The sequence below is a fragment of the Caulobacter sp. 17J80-11 genome, assembly GCF_014349105.1.
Classification (GTDB): domain Bacteria; phylum Pseudomonadota; class Alphaproteobacteria; order Caulobacterales; family Caulobacteraceae; genus 17J80-11.
In genome coordinates, this window is record NZ_JACSJI010000017.1 from 17,483 (window position 1) to 35,113 (window position 17,631).

Here is a 17,631-nt window from a genome sequence, read left to right on the forward strand (position 1 = left end):
CTCACTTCAGCCGGTTGATCTTGGTCCCTTCCAGGCTGACCCCGGCCATCAGGCCCTTCTGGCCGAACACGAAGGCGTAGACGCCGTCGCGCACGGTGGTGGTGGTGATCCGCTTGGCGGCGCCCTCGTCGACCACCACGACGCTGGGGTCGGCCCCGAGCTCCCAGCCCGAGGACGACTTCAGGCGCTCGAGCGCCGCCGTGGTGGTGAAGAACAGGGCGTAGGAGAAGGTCTTCACCCCCGCCTGCAGGCCCCAGGAGCCGGCCACGGTCTCGTAGTAGCCGTCGACCTTCTTGCCGACCTTCAGCACGCCCTTGCCGTACTGGCCGCCGAACACAAGCCCGCCCTTGGTGACCTTCGGAAAGACCAGCACGCCCTTGGCCTTGCCGGAGACGATCCGGGCCGCCTCGTTGGAGGCCAGCAACTGCTTCAGCGCGGCCTGAGCCTCGGCCTCCAGGCCCGCGTCGGGCGCGGCGGCCAGGGCTTCGGAGCCGACGCCGGCCAGGGCCGCGACCGAGCCCGCCAGAAACACGCGCCGTGAACTGGAACTCGTCTTGGTGACCATGACGTCCTCCCCGTCGGTGTGGACCCAGTTCACCACACCACGGCGAAGCCCGCCAGAACGGCGTTACGTGAGGCGGTCAGCCGTGCAGGACCCAGCCGAGCACGAAGGTCGCCAGGGCCATGGCCACGGCAGCGAAGGCCAGGGCCACGCGGGCCGGCGGCGCGGGCCAGCGCCGCACGTCCACGGCCAGCGGCGGCATCACCGGGCCGTGGGCCAGGCGGGTGAGCGCGCGGGCGGCCAGGTTCAGGTCGTGGAACAGGGTCTTGGCCTGGTTGATCGGCGACAGCTCGCGGGTGATCCAGCGCTCCACCACCGGCCGGGCGGCGGCCCACAGGTCATGGTCGGGATCGACGCGGCGGGCGACGCCCTCGACCGTGACCATGGTCTTCTGCAGCAGCACCAGCTCGGGGCGCAGGCGCATGTCGAACTGGGCGGTGATCTCGAACAGCTGCGACAGCAGCCGGCCCATCGACACCTCGCGGGCCGAGCGGCCGAACACCGGCTCGCCGACCGCGCGGAGCGCCTGGGCGAACACCTCGACCGAATGGTGCGAAGGGACGTAGCCGGCCTCGAAGTGCACTTCGGCGACGCGCTTGTAGTCGCGTTGCAGGAAGCCCCAGAGGATGCCGGCCAGGTAACGGCGCTCAGGCGGGCCGATGCGACCGACGATGCCGAAGTCGACCGCGATCACCTGGGCCGGGGCGGCGCAGAACAGGTTGCCCTCGTGCAGGTCGGCGTGGAACGCGCCGTGGTCCAGCGCCTGGGCCAGGAAGCCGCGCATGATGTTGTCGGCCAGGGCCTTGCGGTCCAGGCCCGGCTGCTCGAGCGCGGCCGGGTCGCTCATCGGCATGCCCTGGGCCCACTCCAGGGTCATCACCCGGCGGCCGACCCCGTCCCAGTGCACGGCCGGGGCGCGCATGTAGCCGTCGCGCGCCATGATCTCGCCGAGCTCGGAAGCGGCGGCCGCCTCCAGCCGCAGGTCCATCTCCAGCGACAGGGCGTGGGCCACGGTCTCGACCACCGCGCGGGGCTCCAGCCGCCGCGCCGGGCGGGCCAGGAACTCCACGACGCCGGCGGCCATACGCATGGCGTCGACGTCCTTGGCGACCTGGCGCTCGATGCCGGGGCGCAGCACCTTCACCGCCACCTGCTGCCCGTCGCGGGTCCTCGCCCGGTGAGCCTGGGCGATGGAGGCGGCGGCGACCGGCTCGCCGAACTCGGCGAAGACGGACTCCAGCGGCCGCTCGAGCGAGGTCTCGATCTGGGCGTGGGCGACCTGGGTCGGGAACGGCGGCAGCCGGTCTTTCAGCCGCGCCAGGTCGTCGGCGAAGCGCGCGCCGAACATGTCCGCGCGGGTGGACAACAGTTGACCAAGCTTGATCGCCACCGGGCCCAGCCGCTCGAAGGCGTGGGCCAGGCGCTCGCCCGGCCGCCCCTGCCGGGCCTGCGGGCCCGCGAACAGGCGCAGGAAACGCGCGGCGAAACGCGCGTGGGCCGGCAGCAGCGGGTCCAGCTCGCGCGGCACCAGGGCGTCGTAGCGGACCAGCAGCCAGCCCGTCGCGATCAGACGCAGACTCGATCGGACCGGGTTGCCCAAGTCAGAGCGCCCAGCCGTGGTGCAGCGCCGCGACGCCGCCGGTGAAGTTGGTCCAGGTCGGCCTGGCGAAACCGGCCTCGGCCATCATGGCCGCGAACCGGCGCTGGTCGGGGAAGCGCCGGATGCTCTCGACCAGGTACTGGTAGGAGTCGCGGTCCTTGGTGACCATCTGGCCGACGGCCGGGATCACCTTGAACGAATAGGCGTCGTAGGCCTTCTGCAGCGGCTCGGTGACCGGCTTGGAGAACTCCAGGCACAGGAACCGTCCGCCCGGCTTCAGCACCCGGCGCGCCTCGCGCAGCGCCGCCGGCACGTCGGCCACGTTGCGGATGCCGAAAGAGATCACATAGGCGTCGGCGCAGGCGTCGGGCAGCGGCAGGCGCATGGCGTCGCCCACGCCCCAGGCGATCTCCGGCTCGGTCCCGCGGGCCCGGCCTTCGGAGACCATCTGCTGATTGTAGTCGATCACCAGCACCTGGGCGTCGGGGCCGCCGCGGCGGCGCTGGGCGCGGTGGGCCAGCTTGGCGATGCGCCGGGCCATGTCGCCCGTCCCGCCGGCGCAGTCGACGATCACCTCGCCCGGCTGCGGGTTGAGCTTGGCGGCGGCGGCGTCCTTCCACAGGCGGTGGACCCCGGCCGACATCAGGTCGTTCATCAGGTCGTAGCGGAACGCCACCCGCTCGAACACGCCGCGGACGAGCGCGACCTTCTCCACGGGGTCGACGTCGCGGAATCCGAATGGCGAGCTTGGCTGTTCCGTCATGCCCGGGCTTCTAGACCGAAATCGGCCGGAAGGTAACGCCCCTGACCGTCGGGACGTTCACCGAGGCGCCTCCCTTCTCCCCTTGCGGGAGAAGGTGGCCTGCGGAGCAGGCCGGATGAGGGGTGTCTGCGCCCAGGTTTCAGGACGGCGCGCCCTGGAGCCACAGGCATCGAACCTCGCGCTGGCACCCCTCATCCGACGCGCTCCGCGCGCCACCTTCTCCCGCAAGGGGAGAAGGAAAAAGAAGAAGGCCCGGCCGCTTTCGCGACCGGGCCTCCGAACCCAGCAACGCTGGAGCCTAGGCTCAGCCCCAGGCGTGATACGGGTCTTCGAACGGCAGGTTCAGCGCCTCGGCCACGGCAGGGTGGGTGAGCTTGCCGCCCAGCACGTTCAGGCCGCGGGCCAGGTGCTTGTTCTCTTCCAGAGCCTTCAGACCCTTGTTGGCCAGCGCCAGGCCGAACGGCAGGGTGGCGTTGTTCAGCGCCTGGGACGAGGTCTTCGGCACCGCGCCCGGCATGTTGGCCACGCAGTAGTGGACGACGCCGTCGACCACGTAGGTCGGCTCGGCGTGGGTGGTCGGACGCGAGGTCTCGAAGCAGCCGCCCTGGTCGATCGACACGTCGACCAGCACCGAGCCCGGCTTCATGCGCGACAGGTGGGACTTCTTGACCAGCTTCGGCGCGGCGGCGCCGGCGGTCAGGACGGCGCCGATCACCACGTCGGCCTTCAGGATCTCTTCCTCGACCGCGTCCACGGTGGAGAAGCGGGTCTGGACGCGGCCGTTGAACTGGTCGTCCAGCTCGCGCATGCGGGCCAGCGAGCGCTCCAGCACCACGACGTCGGCGTTCAGGCCCATGCACATGCGCGCGGCGTTGGCGCCGACCACGCCGCCGCCCAGCACCACCACGCGGGCCGACTCCACGCCCGGGACGCCCGAGAGCAGCAGGCCCATGCCGCCGTTGTGCTTCAGCAGGGTGTCGGCGGCGGAGACGGCGGCCAGACGGCCGGCGACTTCCGACATCGGGGCCAGCAGCGGCAGGCCGCCCTTGTCGTCGGTGACGGTCTCGTAGGCGATCGCGGCGCAGCCCGACGCCATCAGGCCCTTGGTCTGCTCCGGATCCGGCGCCAGGTGCAGGTAGGTGTAGAGGATGTGGTGCGGCTTCAGCTTGGCCCACTCGACCGGCTGCGGCTCCTTCACCTTCACGATCATCTCGGCCTGCTCGAACACCGCGTCGGCGTTCGGGACGATCTTGGCGCCGGCGGCCACGAAGGCCTCGTCGGTGAAGCCCGCGCCGATCCCGGCGTTGGTTTCGACCAGCACCTCGTGGCCGTGGTGGACGTACTCACGCGCCGCGGCGGGGGTCAGGCCCACCCGGTGCTCGTTCGGCTTGATCTCCTTGGGGACGCCCACGCGCATTTGTCTTCTCCCTATTCGGCCGCGCTTTGTAGCGCCGGGCGCGAGACGGATTTTTGTTGTTCTTTGCGGCGCAGAGCCGCAAAAGCGGAGGATCCTTGCTGCAAAGGTTCGCTTTGTGACGGAATCTGCGACTCTGGACGCGACCGACCGCAAGCTGCTGCGACTGCTCCAGCGCGACGGGCGAGCCACCAACGTGCAACTGGCCAAGGCCGCCAACCTTTCCGAGTCGGCCTGCCTGAGGCGCGTGCGCGGGCTCGAGGAAAAGGGCGTGATCAGCCGCTACGCCGCGGTCGTCGACGAGCGCGCCGTGGGCCTGCCGCTGTCGGTGTTCGTCACCGTCACCCTGGCCTCGCTGGCCGCCCCGGCGCTGGCGGCGTTCGAGAAGGCGATCCGCGCGGTGCCGGAGGTGGCCGAATGCTACCTGATGACCGGCGGCTCGGACTACCTGCTGCGCCTGGTGGTGCGCGACGTCGAAGACCTTGAACGGGTGCATTCGCAAGCGCTGACGCGGATCGAAGGCGTGACCCGGATCAGCTCGTCGGTGGCCATGCGCACGGTGGTGAAGCGGGCGGAGCTGCCGCTCTGACCGCGACTGAGCGACCCGCGGTTGACGAGCTTGACGGTTCAAGGCCCCATCGGCGGATGAACAGGCTCCTGATCACCGCGCTCGCGATCCTCGCGCCCGGCGTCGCCGCCGCGCAGTCGGCGGAACCGACCCTGTGCCCCGCGCTGGACGGCCTGCGGGCCGAGGCGATCAGTTCGGGCACGCCGCAGCGCGTGACCGTCTTCGCCGAAGATTCCATGGCCTTCGTCTGTCGGCGCGAGAAAAACCAGGCCGCTCTGAAAGACTTCTGCAGCGCGGCGTTCGACGTCGTCGGGATCGAATTCACCCACGGCTTCCCATGGGAGGTCGCCGACTGCCTGGAGGCGGCGAAGGTCCGACCCTCGCTCGAGCTCGTGGACCAGTACACCGGCCTTACGGACCGCAAGAAGATCACCCACCTGACGGCCGGCTGGCGCGACGGCGTCCGGATCGACATCCGCTATGTTCCGAGCGGGGACTTCAGCAGCTCCCCCCAGAACAAGGACTATTACGGCCGGTACGACCTCGTGGTCTGGAAGCCCTGAGCAGTCACCTCAACGCCAGCGTCACCGACTTCACGCTGAGGTACGCGTCGATCCCGTGGACCGAGCCCTCGCGCCCGAAGCCCGACTGCTTCACCCCCCCGAACGGGACCACGGGATTGGAGATCAGGCCGGCGTTCACGCCCACGATCCCGTCCTCCAGCCCCCGCGCGAAGCGGAACGCCCGGTCGAGGTCGCGGGTGAAGACGAAGGCGGCCAGGCCGAACTCACTGTTGTTGGACCCCGCCAGGGCCTCGGCCTCGTCGTCGAAGGCGAACACCGGCACCACAGGCCCGAAGGTCTCCTCGCGGCGGAACAGCTCGTCATCGCCGCCGGCCAGCACGGTCGGCTGGAAGAAGCGGCCGCCGCGGGCGTGGCGGTCGCCGCCGACCACCGCCTCGGCGCCCGACGCGCGGGCCAGGCGCACGTGCTCCTCGACCCTGGCGACGGCCTTGGCGTCGATCAGCGGCCCGACCTTCACGCCGGGCTCGAACGGTCCGCCCACGGCGAGGTTGGCGACGGCGTCGGCGAGCTGCTCGACAAAGGCCGCGAACAGCTCGCGCTGGACGTAGACGCGGTTGGGGCAGACGCAGGTCTGGCCGGCGTTGCGGAACTTGCCCTTGAGGGTCTCAGCCACCGCCACGTCGAGATCGGCGTCCTCGAACACCACCATCGGCGCGGCGCCGCCCAGCTCCATCGACAACCGCTTCAGGGTCGGCGCGCACTGCTCCATCAGCCTGCGCCCGACCGGGGTCGAGCCGGTGAAGCTCAGCTTGCGGATCAGGGGCGAGGCGGTCAGCAGCTTGCCGATCCGGCCGGACTCGCCGGTGACCACGCTGAAGGCGCCCTCCGGCACGCCGGCTTCCAGCGCCAGTTCGCACAGCGCGATGGCCGTGAACGGGGTCTGGGAAGCGGGCTTCACCACCGCCGTGCAGCCGGCCGCGAAGGCGGCGGCGAGCTTGCGGGTGATCATGGCCGCCGGGAAATTCCAGGGGGTGATGACGGCGACCGGCCCGACCGCTTCCCTGAAGGTCAGGATGGTGTGGCCGGGCAACGGGCTTTCGGCGACCTCGCCGCGCAGCTCCTCCGCCACGCCGGCGAACCACTTGATGAAGCCGTTGGCGTAGCGGACCTCGCCGCGCGCCTCCTCGAACGGCTTGCCGTTTTCCAGGGACAGCAGGGCGGCTAGCCCCGCCTCGTTGTCGTCGACCAGGGCGGCCCAGCGCCTGAGGCAGGCGGCGCGCTGGGCCTGGGGCGTGCGCGACCAGGCCGGAAAGGCCTCGGCCGCCGCGCGGATCGCGCTCTCGACCTCCTCGGCGGGTAGGTCGGGCGCCACGCCCAGCACCGTCTCCTCGGCCGGATCCTCGACTTCGATGCAGGCGCCGTCGGCCGGGGCCACGCGCCTGCCGGCCACGAAGGCGCACTCCTGGATCAGGGCGCGGCCCTGGGCCTTGAGCGCCTGCGCGCCGGCGGCGTCCGCGTCGTCCATGGCCTGGCTCTCCCTGTGCGGGAGGCTCAACGCCGCAAACGCCCGTACGGGTCCGGAGCGGAATAGGCGCCGTGTTCCGTGGACCGCTGAGTCCTTAGGCCGCCTTCTTCTTTTTCTTGTCCGGCTTGGGAGTCTTCACCGGCTTCTCGGCCTTCGGCTTGCGGCGCTTCTCCGTCTCGCCGGAGTCCTTGGCCGACTTCTTCGCGGCCTTCTTCGCCTTCTTCGCCTTCTTGCCGGGCTCGACCTCGGGGTCGTTGGCCGGCACGATTTCGGCCGCCGCCTCGCCGGCCTTGGCCATGAGCGAGAGCACGTTCAGGAAGGCCTCGCGCTTGCCGCGCGGCAGCAGGGCCAGGATGCGGGCGTCGGCGGCCTCGACCCTGGGCCGGGCCGCTTCGAGCGCTTCACGACCGGCGTCGGTCAGGCGCACGACGTTGGCGCGGGCGTCGGCGTTGGAGCGCTCGCGCGCCAGCAAACCCTTGCCGATCATGCGAGCGACCAGGTCGGCCAGGGTCGAGCGGTCGATGCCGGTGGCCTTGACCAGATCGGTCTGGGTCAGCCCCTCGTCGGCCGACACCGCTGTCAGCACCGCGAACTGGCGCTGGGTCACGCCGTCCGGTCCGGCCTCCTCGCCGTAGACGTCCAGGGCGATCTGCAGCACCCGGTGCAGCAGGTGGCTGGGCGACCCGTCGAGCGGCCCCTCGCTCCCCTTGGCGGACTTCTTCTTCGCCTTGGCCATGGTCGTCCCCAGTGTTTGCAGAGGGCCCTGTCTCGGAGATTTTCAAGTTAACATGGTTCTGCGACGGTTCAGCGACGTCCGTCCGTGCACGGAAGCCGCGAGGCGACGATGACCGAACCGCTCCAACCCGCCTTCTCAATGAGGATTCCGCCCGACGACGATCGCGAGCGGCGGGTCTGCGATCACTGCGGTTTCGTCGACTACGTGAACCCGAAAATCGTGGTCGGCGCGGTCGTCGCCTGGAGCGAGACCGGCGCGCCCTTCGGACCGGACGCCGTGCCGTTGGAGGAGATCCGCGTGCTGCTGTGCCGGCGCGCCATCCTGCCCCGGCGCGGCTACTGGACCCTGCCGGCCGGCTACATGGAGGAGAACGAGACGGTCGCCCAGGCCGTGAAGCGCGAGGCGCGCGAGGAGGCCTGCTGCGAGATCGAGCTGGACGGGCTGCTGGCGCTCTACGACGTGCCGCACCGCAGCCAGGTGCAGATCTTCCACCGCGCCCGGCTGCTCACGCCCGACGTGGCCGCCGGCCCGGAGAGCCTGGACGCCGTGCTGTTCTGGTGGAAGGACATTCCGTGGAAGGCGCTGGCCTTCCACTCGGTCGGCTGGTCGCTCAAAGCGTTCGAGGAGAGCCGGCTGGAGGCGCGGTTCGCGCCCTATGGGAATCCAGACGACGCCGAGCCCACCAAGTTCCCGTCATCCCGGCCGTAGCGGAGCGAAGCGCAGCGGAGAGCCGGGACCCAGCAAGCGCCACGCTTGTTGCAGGCCGCGTTCGCAGCGTTCAGGTCGCGCTTGCTGGGTCCCGGATAAGCGCTGACGCGCTTTCCGGGATGACGAGCGTTGAAAGTGTTCGGCTAGGCCGGCCTCAGAACCCCGGGTCCGGCGGCTCCGGCGCGCCGTCTTCGCCGTCCTTCTGCATGTGCTTCATCATGAAGGGCACCTGCGTCAGGGAGAACACGATCGCCAGCGGCAGCAGGATCATGCGGAAGGTCACCCAGGTGGCGTCCGGCTGGGTGCGCCACACCGCCTCGTTCACCGCCGCGACCGCGAGGAAGTAGAGGCCGTAGCGCAGCATCAGCACCCGCCAGGCCGGGTCGGGCAGGCGCACGCTCTCGCCGAACAACGCCTTGATCGGGTTCTTCTTCAGCACGAAGCCGCCCAGCATCACCGCCGCCAGGGCGCCGTTGACCACGGTCAGCTTGATCTTCACGAAGCTCTCGTCGTGGAAGATCAGGGTCAGGCCGCCGAAGAGCAGCGCCGCCAGGCCGGCGAACAGCGGCAGCGGGGCCACCCGCTTCTCGACCAGCCAGCCCACGGCCAACGCCAGGGCGGAAGCCGCCACCAGCACCTCGGTGGCCAGGATGAAGTTCTTGGTCGGATAGAAGGTGAGGGCGAAGGCGATCGGCGCGCCGTAGTCGACGGCGGCCCTGACCCAATGGGCTTTCTTGGCGTCCACGCTTCTCTCCTCAGCCCGCGTCCAGGCCGACCAGCGAGCGCGAGAAGGCGCGCGCGTCGAACGGCTGCAGGTCGTCGATTCCCTCGCCCACGCCGATCAGCTTGATCGGAGCGTCGGACGCCTGGGCCACCGGCACCAGCACGCCGCCCCGGGCAGTGCCGTCCAATTTTGTCATCACGATGCCGGACACGTAGGCCGTCCGGCCGAAAATTTGCTCCTGGGCCAGGGCGTTGCGGCCCACGGTCGCGTCCAGCACCAGCAGGGTCTCATGCGGGGCGTCCGCATCGACCTTCTTCAGCACGCGCACGACCTTGAGCAGCTCGTCCATCAGGGCCTGCTTGTTCTGCAGGCGCCCGGCGGTGTCGATCAGCACCACGTCGTAGCCCTCGGCCTTGGCCTTCTCCAGCGCGTCGAAGGCGAGGCCCGCGGCGTCGGCCCCGGTGCCGCGCGCTTCGAAGCCGGCCCCGGCCCGCTCGGCCCAGACCTTCAGCTGCTCGACCGCGGCGGCGCGGAAGGTGTCGCCGGCCACCACCATCACCTTGGCGCCCTTGCGGGTCAGGTCGGCGGCGATCTTGCCCAGCGTGGTGGTCTTGCCCGAGCCGTTCACGCCGACGAACAGCACGACGTAGGGCTTAGGCCCCGACAGCGGGTCGAAGCTGGCCTGGCGGGGCAGCAGCTCGGCGGCGACGGCCTCGGCCAGCGCCTCCTTCACCTCCTGCTCGTCCGAGACCTTGCCGAAGCGCAGCGCCTTGAACCGCTCGGTGATGCGCGCGGCGGCGTCCGGCCCCAGGTCGGATTCGATCAGGTGCTCTTCGAGCTGGTCCAGGGCCTCCTGGTCCAGCGGCTTCTTCACGAAGGTGGAGACGACCTGCTCGGTCATCTGCTTGGAGGAGCGCGAGAGCCCCTCGGTCAGGCGCTGGAACCAGCCCTTTTTCGGCGCGGCGGCGTCGGTCATGCGGCTCGTGTAGCGGTTTGCGCGATCAGCGTCATCAGAGGCTTGCGAACGCCCGCTTGCCGTCGTGGCCGCTCACCCGCATGGGCACGATCGATCCGGCCTCGGCGGGACCCTCGAAGGCCACCTCGGTGAAGTCGGCGGCGCGGGCCAGGCCCTCGCGCTCGACCAGGCCGGACACGGTGCGGCCGACCTGCCGGTCCAGGTGGCGGACCAGCGCCTCGCCCCCCTTGGCGCGCAGGCGCTCGGCCCGGGCCTTGATCAGCGGACGCTCCAGCTGGGGCATGCGCGCGGCGGGCGTGCCGGGGCGCGGGCTGAACGGGAAGACGTGCAGGAAGGCCAGGTCGCAGTCGTCGACCAGGGCCAGGGTGTTGTCGAAGGCCGCGTCGCTCTCGGTCGGGAAGCCGGCGATCAGGTCGGCCCCGAAGGCGACGTCGGGGCGCACGGCTCGGACCTGCTCGACCAGACGGATGGCGTCGGCGCGCAGGTGGCGGCGCTTCATGCGCTTGAGCATCAGGTCGTCGCCGTGCTGCAGCGACAGGTGCAGGTAGGGCGCCAGCCGCTCCTCCTCGGCCAGGCAGCGCATCAGGTCCGCGTCGATCTCGGCCGCGTCGATCGACGACAGGCGAAGCCGCGGCAGCTCGGGCACGAGCTTGAGGATGCGGGCGACCAGCTGCCCCAGGGTCGGCGTGCCGGGCAGGTCGGCGCCCCAGGAGGTCAGGTCGACCCCGGTCAGCACCACCTCGTTGACGCCCGAGGCGGCCAGACGGCGGATCTGCTCGACCACCTCGCCGGCCGCGCCGGAGCGCGAATTGCCCCGGCCGTAGGGGATGACGCAGAAGGTGCAGCGGTGGTCGCAGCCGTTCTGGATCTCGACATAGGCGCGGGCCCGGTCCTTCAGGCCGTCGATCAGGTGGCCGGCGGTCTCGCGCACGCTCATCACGTCGTTGACCCGCACGCGCGGGCCGTCGTCGGCCAGCGCATAGGCCCCGGCCTTGGTCTTGTCGCCGTTGCCCAGAACGAGGTCGACCTCGGGCATGGCCGCGAAGGCGGCCGGGTCGATCTGGGCGGCGCAGCCCGTGACGATCAGCCTGGCGTCCGGGCGCTCGCGGCGCGCCTTGCGGATGGCCTGGCGGGCCTGGCGCACCGCCTCGCCGGTGACGGCGCAGGTGTTGAACACCACCGCGTTGGTCAGGCCGTCCTCGGCCGCGCGCGCCCGCATCACCTCGCTCTCGTAGGCGTTCAGGCGGCAGCCGAAGGTGACGACGGCGACGTCGTCGGCTTCGGTTTCGGCGGCGGGTTCAGGGACGGCGGTCATGCTCACGCGAACGAAAAGGGGCGGCCGTCCGGGCCGCCCTCTCCGCGTCATATAGCAGGCCGAAGGCCAAATCGCGACCTCGGGTGGCTGGGCAGGACGTCCCAGGCCCCTTTCAGCCGTCCGCCCCGGCGAAAGCTTTCGCCGGGATAGACGGAGTGGGGAGCCTTACTGGCCGGCGGCCTTCCCCTGCGCCTTCGCCCGATACCGGTCGAACCAGGCCAGGATGGCGCTGGCCTTGGCGGCCGACTGCGAGGGGCGGGCGGCGATGCCGCCGTGGCCGGCGCCGGGCACCTTGACCAGGGCGGTGGGCACGTGGCGCAGCTGAAGGGCCTGGTAGTACTGCTCGGCCTCGCTGACCGGGGTGCGGTAATCCTCGGCCCCGACCACCACCAGGGTCGGCGTCTTCACGTTGCCGACCAGCGACAGGGGCGAGCGGGCCCAGTAGCCCTGCGGGTCCTCCCAGGGCAGCTTCCCGAACCAGTACTTGGCGAAATAGGTGTAGCTGTCGGCCGTCAGGGTCATGCTGGACCAGTTGATCACCGGCTTCTGGGTGGCGGCGGCCGCGAAGCGGTCGGTCTTGCCGACGATCCAGGCGGTCAGCACGCCGCCGCCGGAGCCGCCGGTGACGAACAGCTCGTCCGGGTTCACCGAGCCGGTGGCGATGGCCGCGTCGACCGCGCTCATCAGGTCGTCATAGTCGTGACCCGGATAGGCGTGGTGGATCAGGTTGGCGAACTCCTCGCCGTACGAGGTCGACCCGCGCGGGTTGGTGTAGAGCACCACGTAGCCGGCCGCCGCGTACAGCTGCATGTCGGTGGCGAAGGACGGCCCGTAGCTCTGGAACGGCCCGCCGTGGATCTCCAGGATCAGCGGGTACTTCTTGGCCGGATCGAAGTTCGGCGGCAGCACCAGCCAGGAGTCGACCGGCTTGCCGTCGAAGGACGAGGCGACCTTCAGCGGCCGCACTTCGCCCAGGGTCTTGTCGGCGAACAGGTTCTCGTTGAGCTGGGTCAGACGCCGGGCTTTGCCGGCCTTCATCAAAGAGATGTCGGACGGGCGGTAGGCGGAGCCGCTGGTGAAGGCGATCGCGCCGTCGTTCGCCACGCTGAACTCGCCGCCGCTGTAGGGCCGGTCCAGGCCGCCGCCGGCCAGGCCTTCGGCCACGGTCTGGATGCGGCCGTCCAGCGACACGCGCGCCACCTTGGCGGCGCCGTGATCGACGTACTGGACGTAGATGCTCTTGCCGTCGGCCGCCCACTGCGGGCTGCCGACCGAGCGGTCCAGGGAGCCGGTCAGGACGCGCGGGTTCTTGCCGTCGCGGTCCATCACGTAGAGGCGGGTGTTCTGGTAGCCGAGGTACCGGTCGTCGAACCCGACATAGGCGACCAGGCGGCCGTCCGGCGACACGGTCGGATCGTTGTCCGGACCGGCGCGGCTGGTGAGCGCGGTCACCGAGCCGTCGGCCACCGACACCTGGTAGACCTCGGTGTTGACCGGCTCGCGTTCCCAGCCCTCCGCGCGGTTGCCGCTGAGCAGCAGGAACTTTCCGTCCGGGGTCCAGGACACCTGGGCCCCGTCGTCATAGGCGCCGAAGGTCACCTGGCGCGCCGCGCCGCCGTCGGCCGAGATCAGGTAGATGTGGGTGTAGCCCGGCTTCAGATAGCCGGCCCCGTCGGCGCGGTAGCTGACCTGGTCGATGACCTGCAGCGGGGCGGCCCAGTTGGCGCCTTCCGGCTTGGCCGGCGCCGAGCCCAGCTTGGCGCCTTCGGACGGCTCGAACAGGGTGTAGGCGATGGTCTTGCCGTCCGGCGACCAGGTGATCTGGCCCGGGCTGTCCGGCAGGCCGGTCAGGCGCGCGGTCGAGCCGTCGGCCATCCAGCGTACGAACAGCTGCGGCGCGCCGCCCTCGGCCGAGGAGACGTAGGCCAGGCGCTTGCCGTCCGGCGACCAGCGGGGCGAGGCGTGCGAGCCGGCCCCGGCCACCAGCGGGGTCTGGGCGCCGGTGTCCGCGTCGACCAGCCAGATGGCGCGGCGCGCCCGGTCGGTCATCACGTCGTTGGCGGTGCGCACATAGGCCACGAGACGGCCGTTCGGGCTGATCTGGGGGTCGGAAGCCCACTCCAGCGAGAACAGGTCGCGGCCCTCGAACTTGCGCGACGGACCGTCGGCCGGCGCCGCGGACGCCGCGCCGGCGAGCGCCAGCAGACTGGCGGCGATCATCAGACAACGCATCGAATTCCCCCTTCCAGCGGGGACGTCATTCGGTGCGCCCCCAACATTCGTCGAGGACCCTAGATCAAGCCGGGCGGTTAAGGAAAGCGCCCGTTCAGGCCAGCGTTCCGGTCCCTTCGAGCGCCACCGGTCCGGTCATGATCACCCGATTGTCGGTCTCGCGCCATTCGACCTCGAGCTCGCCGCCGTCCAGCTCCATCGTAGCCTTGCGGTCGACCAGGCCGCGCCGGTGCGAGGCGACGAGCGCCGCGCAGGCGCCGGTGCCGCAGGCCTGGGTCAGGCCGGCGCCGCGCTCCCACACCTTCAGGCGGATGCGATCGCGGCCCTTGGCCTGGGCGAAGCCGACGTTGACGCCTTCGGGGAACAGCGGGTGGTGCTCGATCAGCGAGCCCGCCTCGCGCACCGGCGCGGTCTCGGCGTCGGCGACGAAGAACACCACGTGCGGGTTGCCCATGCTGACGGCGCCGGGCGTATGCAGGTGCGGATTGTCGATCGGCCCGACCTGCAGCTCGATGTTGCGGGTGTCCATCTCCTCGGCGAGGGGCACCTCGTCCCAGCGCAGCCGCGGCTCGCCCATGTCGACGGCGACGCGCTTGTCGCCGGCGCGGGTCGCGCGGGTCAGGCCGCCCAGGGTGTCGATCGAAGCCTCGTCCCGGCCTGACGCCTCCATCAGGAGCCAGCCGACGCAGCGCAGGGCGTTGCCGCAGGTCTCGACCAGCGAGCCGTCGGCGTTCCACACCCGCATGAAGGCGTCGGCGCGGTCGGACTTCTCGATGGCGATCAGCTGGTCGAAGCCTGGGCCGCCGCGCGCGCGGTCGGCCCAGGCGCGCACCTGCTCGGGCGTCGGCTGGAAGGCGGCGTCACGGGCTTCGACCACCACGAAGGCGTTGCCGAGCCCGTTCATCTTCAGGAATGGACGGCTCATCGGGCGCACATATAGGACAGGACAGACGCTTTGATGAGCCGCCGCGCTTGCGCGCGCGTTAATTCGCCATGGACTCGACGACGCCCGGCCGACGAGAGCGGACTCTCTTCAGGCGCCTGCAGCTGACCCTGCACGCCCTCTATCACGGCGGCTCGCAGACGTCCGTGCGCTTCCGCTACGGCGTGCTGGTGGTCGATCTGGCGCTGATCGCATTCTTCATCGCCGCGCCGCTGCTGCGCGGGCGACCCGGCTTCCTGATCGTCGACTACGCCCTGGCGCTCGTGCTGGGGCTCGACATTGCGGCGCGAGCGATCGCCTGGTGCGACTTCCGGCAGTGGATTCGACGCCCGATCGTCTGGCTCGACCTGTTCGTGCTCGCCACCCTGCTCTTCCCGCAGACCCTGTTCAACTTCGGGTTCTTGCGGGTGCTGCGGCTCTGGACCCTGATCAACAGCGACTTCTTCTGGCGCACGATCGGCCGGCGCTACGACGACACCCGCGTGGAGGACACGACCCGGGCCATCGCCGCCCTGGTCACCTTCGTCTTCGTGGTGACCGGCTTCGTCTACACCAGCTTCGCCATGCGCTACGAAGGCATCTCCGGCTACGTGGACGCGCTCTATTTCACCGTCACCTCGCTGACCACCACGGGCTACGGCGACGTGACCCTGCCGGGCGTGTGGGGACGGATCCTCTCGATCGTCACCATGCTGGTCGGGGTCACCCTGTTCCTGCGGCTGGCCCAGGCCCTGTTCCGGCCGCCCAAGGTCCGCTTCCCCTGCCCGACCTGCGGCCTGATGCGGCACGATCCGGACGCGGTCTACTGCAAGGCCTGCGGCACCTTGCTGAACATTCCGAACGAGGACTGACGATGAGCGTGCGACCGGGCGGATTTGCGGAACGCGGGTCGACGCCTATGCTGCATCCCCAACAGACTGAACCACAGTCGGGGGAAACGACCTTATGCGCCGCCTTCTCTGCGCCCTCGCGCTCGCCGTGAGCACGCCCATGACCGCCATGGCCCAAGCCGTCCAGACCGACGATCCCTATCTCTGGCTCGAGGACATCGAGGGGGCGAAGTCGCTCGCCTGGGTGAAGGAGCACAACGACCGCTCGCTCGGCGTGCTGCAGGCCGACCCGCGCTACGCCGAGCTGCACGACAAGGCCCTGGCCATCGTCAACGCCACCGACCGCATCCCGGTCCCGGGCTTCAACCGCGACGGCACGGTCGACAACTTCTGGCAGGACAAGACCAACGTGCGCGGCCTGTGGCGGCGGACCTCGCTGGACAGCTACCGCACGCCCGCGCCGCAGTGGGAGACGGTGCTGGACTTCGACGCCCTGGCGAAGGCCGAGAACGCCAACTGGGTCTACAAGGGCGCGACCTGCCTGTCGCCGGAAGAGCGCTACTGCCTGGTGTCGCTGTCGAACGGCGGCAAGGACGCGGTGACCATCCGCGAATACGACTCGGTCCAGAAGCGCTTCGTCGAGAACGGCTTCGTCCTGCCGGAATCCAAGGGCGGGGTGACCTGGATCGACCACGACACCCTGCTGGTCGCCCGCGACTTCGGTCCGGGCACCATGACCAAGTCGGGCTATCCGTTCGTGCTGAAGCGGCTGAAGCGGGGCCAGAGCCTCGACCAGGCCCAGGAGATCTTCCGCGGCACGGCCGACGACGTCTCGGTCGACAGCTACACCCTGCGCGACGCCGACGGCGCGCTACAGGCGACCATCGTCGTCCGCGGCAAGACCTTCTGGGAGTCCGAAAACTTCCTGCTGACCGACAAGGGCCTGGTGAAGCTGCCGCTGCCGGAGAAGTCCTCGGTGCGCGCCCTGGTCGACGGCCAGCTGGTGTTCACCACCGAGCAGGACTGGAACGGCTTCAAGGTCGGCGACCTTCTGGCCTACGACCTGGCCGCGCTGAAGGCCGACCCGGCCGAGGCGAAGGCCGAGCTGATCCTGCGCCCCGGCGCGCGCGAGTCGATCGAGGGCGTGTCCAACACCCGCAACAAGCTGATCGTCGCCCTTTATGAGAACGTGAAGGGCGGAGCCTACGCCTACAGCCACGGCGCGAAGGGCTGGACCCGGACCAAGCTGGACCTGCCGGCCAACTCGACGGTCAGCATCGGCTCGGCCGCCGAGACCAGCGACCAGGTGTTCTTCACCGTCTCCAACTATCTGAACCCGCAGACCCTGTGGCTGGCCGACGCCGCCTCCGGGAAGCTGGATAAGCTGAAGGCCATGCCCGACCGCTTCGACGGCACGGGGCACGTGGTCGAGCAGTTCGAGGCCACCTCGGCCGACGGCACCAAGATTCCCTACTTCGTGGTGCGCCCGAAGGGCGCCAAGCTGGACGGCTCCAACCCGACCGTCCTCTACGGCTACGGCGGATACCAGAACTCCCTCCTGCCCTCGTACTCCGGAACCCTGGGCAAGCTGTGGCTGGAGCGCGGCGGCACCTACGTGGTGGCCAACACCCGCGGCGGCGGCGAGTTCGGCCCGGCCTGGCATGAGGCGGCGCTGCAGCAGAACCGCCACAAGGCCCACGAGGACTTCATCGCGGTGGCGCAGGACCTGATCGCGCGCAAGATCACCTCGCCGCGCCGGCTGGGCATCATGGGCGGCTCGCAGGGCGGCCTGTTCATGGGCGTGGCCATGACCAAGCATCCGGAGCTGTTCAACGCCGCGGTCATCCAGGTGCCGCTGTTCGACATGATGCGCTTCCACAAGCTGCTGGCCGGCGCCTCGTGGATGGCCGAGTACGGCAACCCGGACATTCCGGAACAGCGCGCCTGGATCCTGGAGTACTCGCCCTACCAGGCGCTGAAGGCCGGCCAGACGTACCCCGAGCCCTTCATCGAGACCTCGACCAAGGACGACCGCGTCCACCCGGGCCACGCCCGCAAGGCGGTCGCCAAGCTCGAGGCGCTGGGCTACCCGGTGCTCTACTACGAGAACACCGACGGCGGTCACGCGGCCGGCGCCAACCTGCTGGAGACCGCCCGCCGGGTGGCGCTGGAGTACACCTACCTGACCCGCAAGCTGATGGACTGATCGGC

General features: G+C 70.2%; 16 protein-coding genes. 5 read left to right on the forward strand and 11 right to left on the reverse strand.

Features of this window, described 5'->3' with window-relative positions:
• Position 1: 1 nt before the first annotated feature.
• The 4 genes from H8B08_RS15570 to ald form a co-directional block, all read right to left on the reverse strand.
• The gene (locus H8B08_RS15570) at positions 2 to 565 is read right to left on the reverse strand and encodes a YSC84-related protein (protein WP_187451113.1); all 564 of its coding nucleotides are present in this window, start codon (positions 563 to 565) and stop codon (positions 2 to 4) included.
• Between the two features lie 76 nt (positions 566 to 641).
• The gene (gene ubiB / locus H8B08_RS15575) at positions 642 to 2,162 is read right to left on the reverse strand and encodes a 2-polyprenylphenol 6-hydroxylase (protein ID WP_187451114.1); all 1,521 of its coding nucleotides are present in this window, start codon (positions 2,160 to 2,162) and stop codon (positions 642 to 644) included.
• Between the two features lies 1 nt (position 2,163).
• A complete protein-coding gene (locus H8B08_RS15580) occupies positions 2,164 to 2,925 on the reverse strand; it encodes a class I SAM-dependent methyltransferase (RefSeq protein WP_187451115.1) in 762 nt (253 codons plus the stop codon).
• 304 nt (positions 2,926 to 3,229) lie between these two features.
• Positions 3,230 to 4,342: an alanine dehydrogenase gene (gene ald, locus H8B08_RS15585; RefSeq protein WP_187451116.1), complete on the reverse strand. Its 1,113-nt coding sequence runs from the start codon at positions 4,340 to 4,342 to the stop codon at positions 3,230 to 3,232.
• Between the two features lie 115 nt (positions 4,343 to 4,457).
• Here ald and H8B08_RS15590 point away from each other — a divergent pair, with 115 nt between their 5' ends.
• Both H8B08_RS15590 and H8B08_RS15595 read left to right on the forward strand, forming a co-directional pair.
• Entirely contained in the window at positions 4,458 to 4,928 is a 471-nt protein-coding gene (locus tag H8B08_RS15590; RefSeq protein WP_187451117.1) for an Lrp/AsnC family transcriptional regulator, read from the forward strand.
• 56 nt (positions 4,929 to 4,984) lie between these two features.
• The gene (locus H8B08_RS15595; RefSeq protein ID WP_187451118.1) at positions 4,985 to 5,470 is read left to right on the forward strand and encodes a hypothetical protein; all 486 of its coding nucleotides are present in this window, start codon (positions 4,985 to 4,987) and stop codon (positions 5,468 to 5,470) included.
• 4 nt (positions 5,471 to 5,474) lie between these two features.
• Here H8B08_RS15595 and H8B08_RS15600 read toward each other — a convergent pair whose 3' ends face one another.
• Both H8B08_RS15600 and H8B08_RS15605 read right to left on the reverse strand, forming a co-directional pair.
• On the reverse strand, positions 5,475 to 6,956 hold the full coding sequence (locus tag H8B08_RS15600) for an NAD-dependent succinate-semialdehyde dehydrogenase (protein ID WP_187451119.1): 1,482 nt from the start codon (positions 6,954 to 6,956) through the stop codon (positions 5,475 to 5,477).
• A gap of 94 nt (positions 6,957 to 7,050) precedes the next feature.
• A complete protein-coding gene (locus H8B08_RS15605; protein ID WP_187451120.1) occupies positions 7,051 to 7,692 on the reverse strand; it encodes a MarR family winged helix-turn-helix transcriptional regulator in 642 nt (213 codons plus the stop codon).
• Between the two features lie 108 nt (positions 7,693 to 7,800).
• Between H8B08_RS15605 and H8B08_RS15610 the strand changes: the two genes are divergently transcribed.
• Positions 7,801 to 8,400: an NUDIX domain-containing protein gene (locus tag H8B08_RS15610; protein ID WP_187451121.1), complete on the forward strand. Its 600-nt coding sequence runs from the start codon at positions 7,801 to 7,803 to the stop codon at positions 8,398 to 8,400.
• 154 nt (positions 8,401 to 8,554) lie between these two features.
• On the opposite strand, the gene H8B08_RS15615 is transcribed toward H8B08_RS15610, so the two are convergent.
• From H8B08_RS15615 to dapF, 5 genes are all read right to left on the reverse strand, one after another.
• Positions 8,555 to 9,145 carry an inner membrane-spanning protein YciB gene (locus H8B08_RS15615; protein ID WP_187451122.1) on the reverse strand — a complete coding sequence of 197 codons (591 nt, stop codon included), beginning with the start codon at positions 9,143 to 9,145 and terminating at the stop codon, positions 8,555 to 8,557.
• A 10-nt stretch (positions 9,146 to 9,155) separates the two neighbouring features.
• On the reverse strand, positions 9,156 to 10,100 hold the full coding sequence (gene ftsY / locus H8B08_RS15620) for a signal recognition particle-docking protein FtsY (protein ID WP_187451123.1): 945 nt from the start codon (positions 10,098 to 10,100) through the stop codon (positions 9,156 to 9,158).
• A gap of 34 nt (positions 10,101 to 10,134) precedes the next feature.
• On the reverse strand, positions 10,135 to 11,415 hold the full coding sequence (mtaB, locus tag H8B08_RS15625; RefSeq protein WP_255500878.1) for a tRNA (N(6)-L-threonylcarbamoyladenosine(37)-C(2))-methylthiotransferase MtaB: 1,281 nt from the start codon (positions 11,413 to 11,415) through the stop codon (positions 10,135 to 10,137).
• Between the two features lie 165 nt (positions 11,416 to 11,580).
• On the reverse strand, positions 11,581 to 13,647 hold the full coding sequence (locus H8B08_RS15630; protein WP_187451125.1) for a S9 family peptidase: 2,067 nt from the start codon (positions 13,645 to 13,647) through the stop codon (positions 11,581 to 11,583).
• Positions 13,648 to 13,741: 94 nt separating this feature from the next.
• Positions 13,742 to 14,572 carry a diaminopimelate epimerase gene (gene dapF / locus H8B08_RS15635; RefSeq protein WP_187451126.1) on the reverse strand — a complete coding sequence of 277 codons (831 nt, stop codon included), beginning with the start codon at positions 14,570 to 14,572 and terminating at the stop codon, positions 13,742 to 13,744.
• Between the two features lie 68 nt (positions 14,573 to 14,640).
• On the opposite strand from dapF, the gene H8B08_RS15640 reads away from it, so the two are divergent.
• Entirely contained in the window at positions 14,641 to 15,441 is an 801-nt protein-coding gene (locus H8B08_RS15640) for a potassium channel family protein (protein WP_187451127.1), read from the forward strand.
• A gap of 94 nt (positions 15,442 to 15,535) precedes the next feature.
• Entirely contained in the window at positions 15,536 to 17,626 is a 2,091-nt protein-coding gene (locus tag H8B08_RS15645) for a prolyl oligopeptidase family protein (RefSeq protein ID WP_187451128.1), read from the forward strand.
• Positions 17,627 to 17,631: the final 5 nt, after the last annotated feature.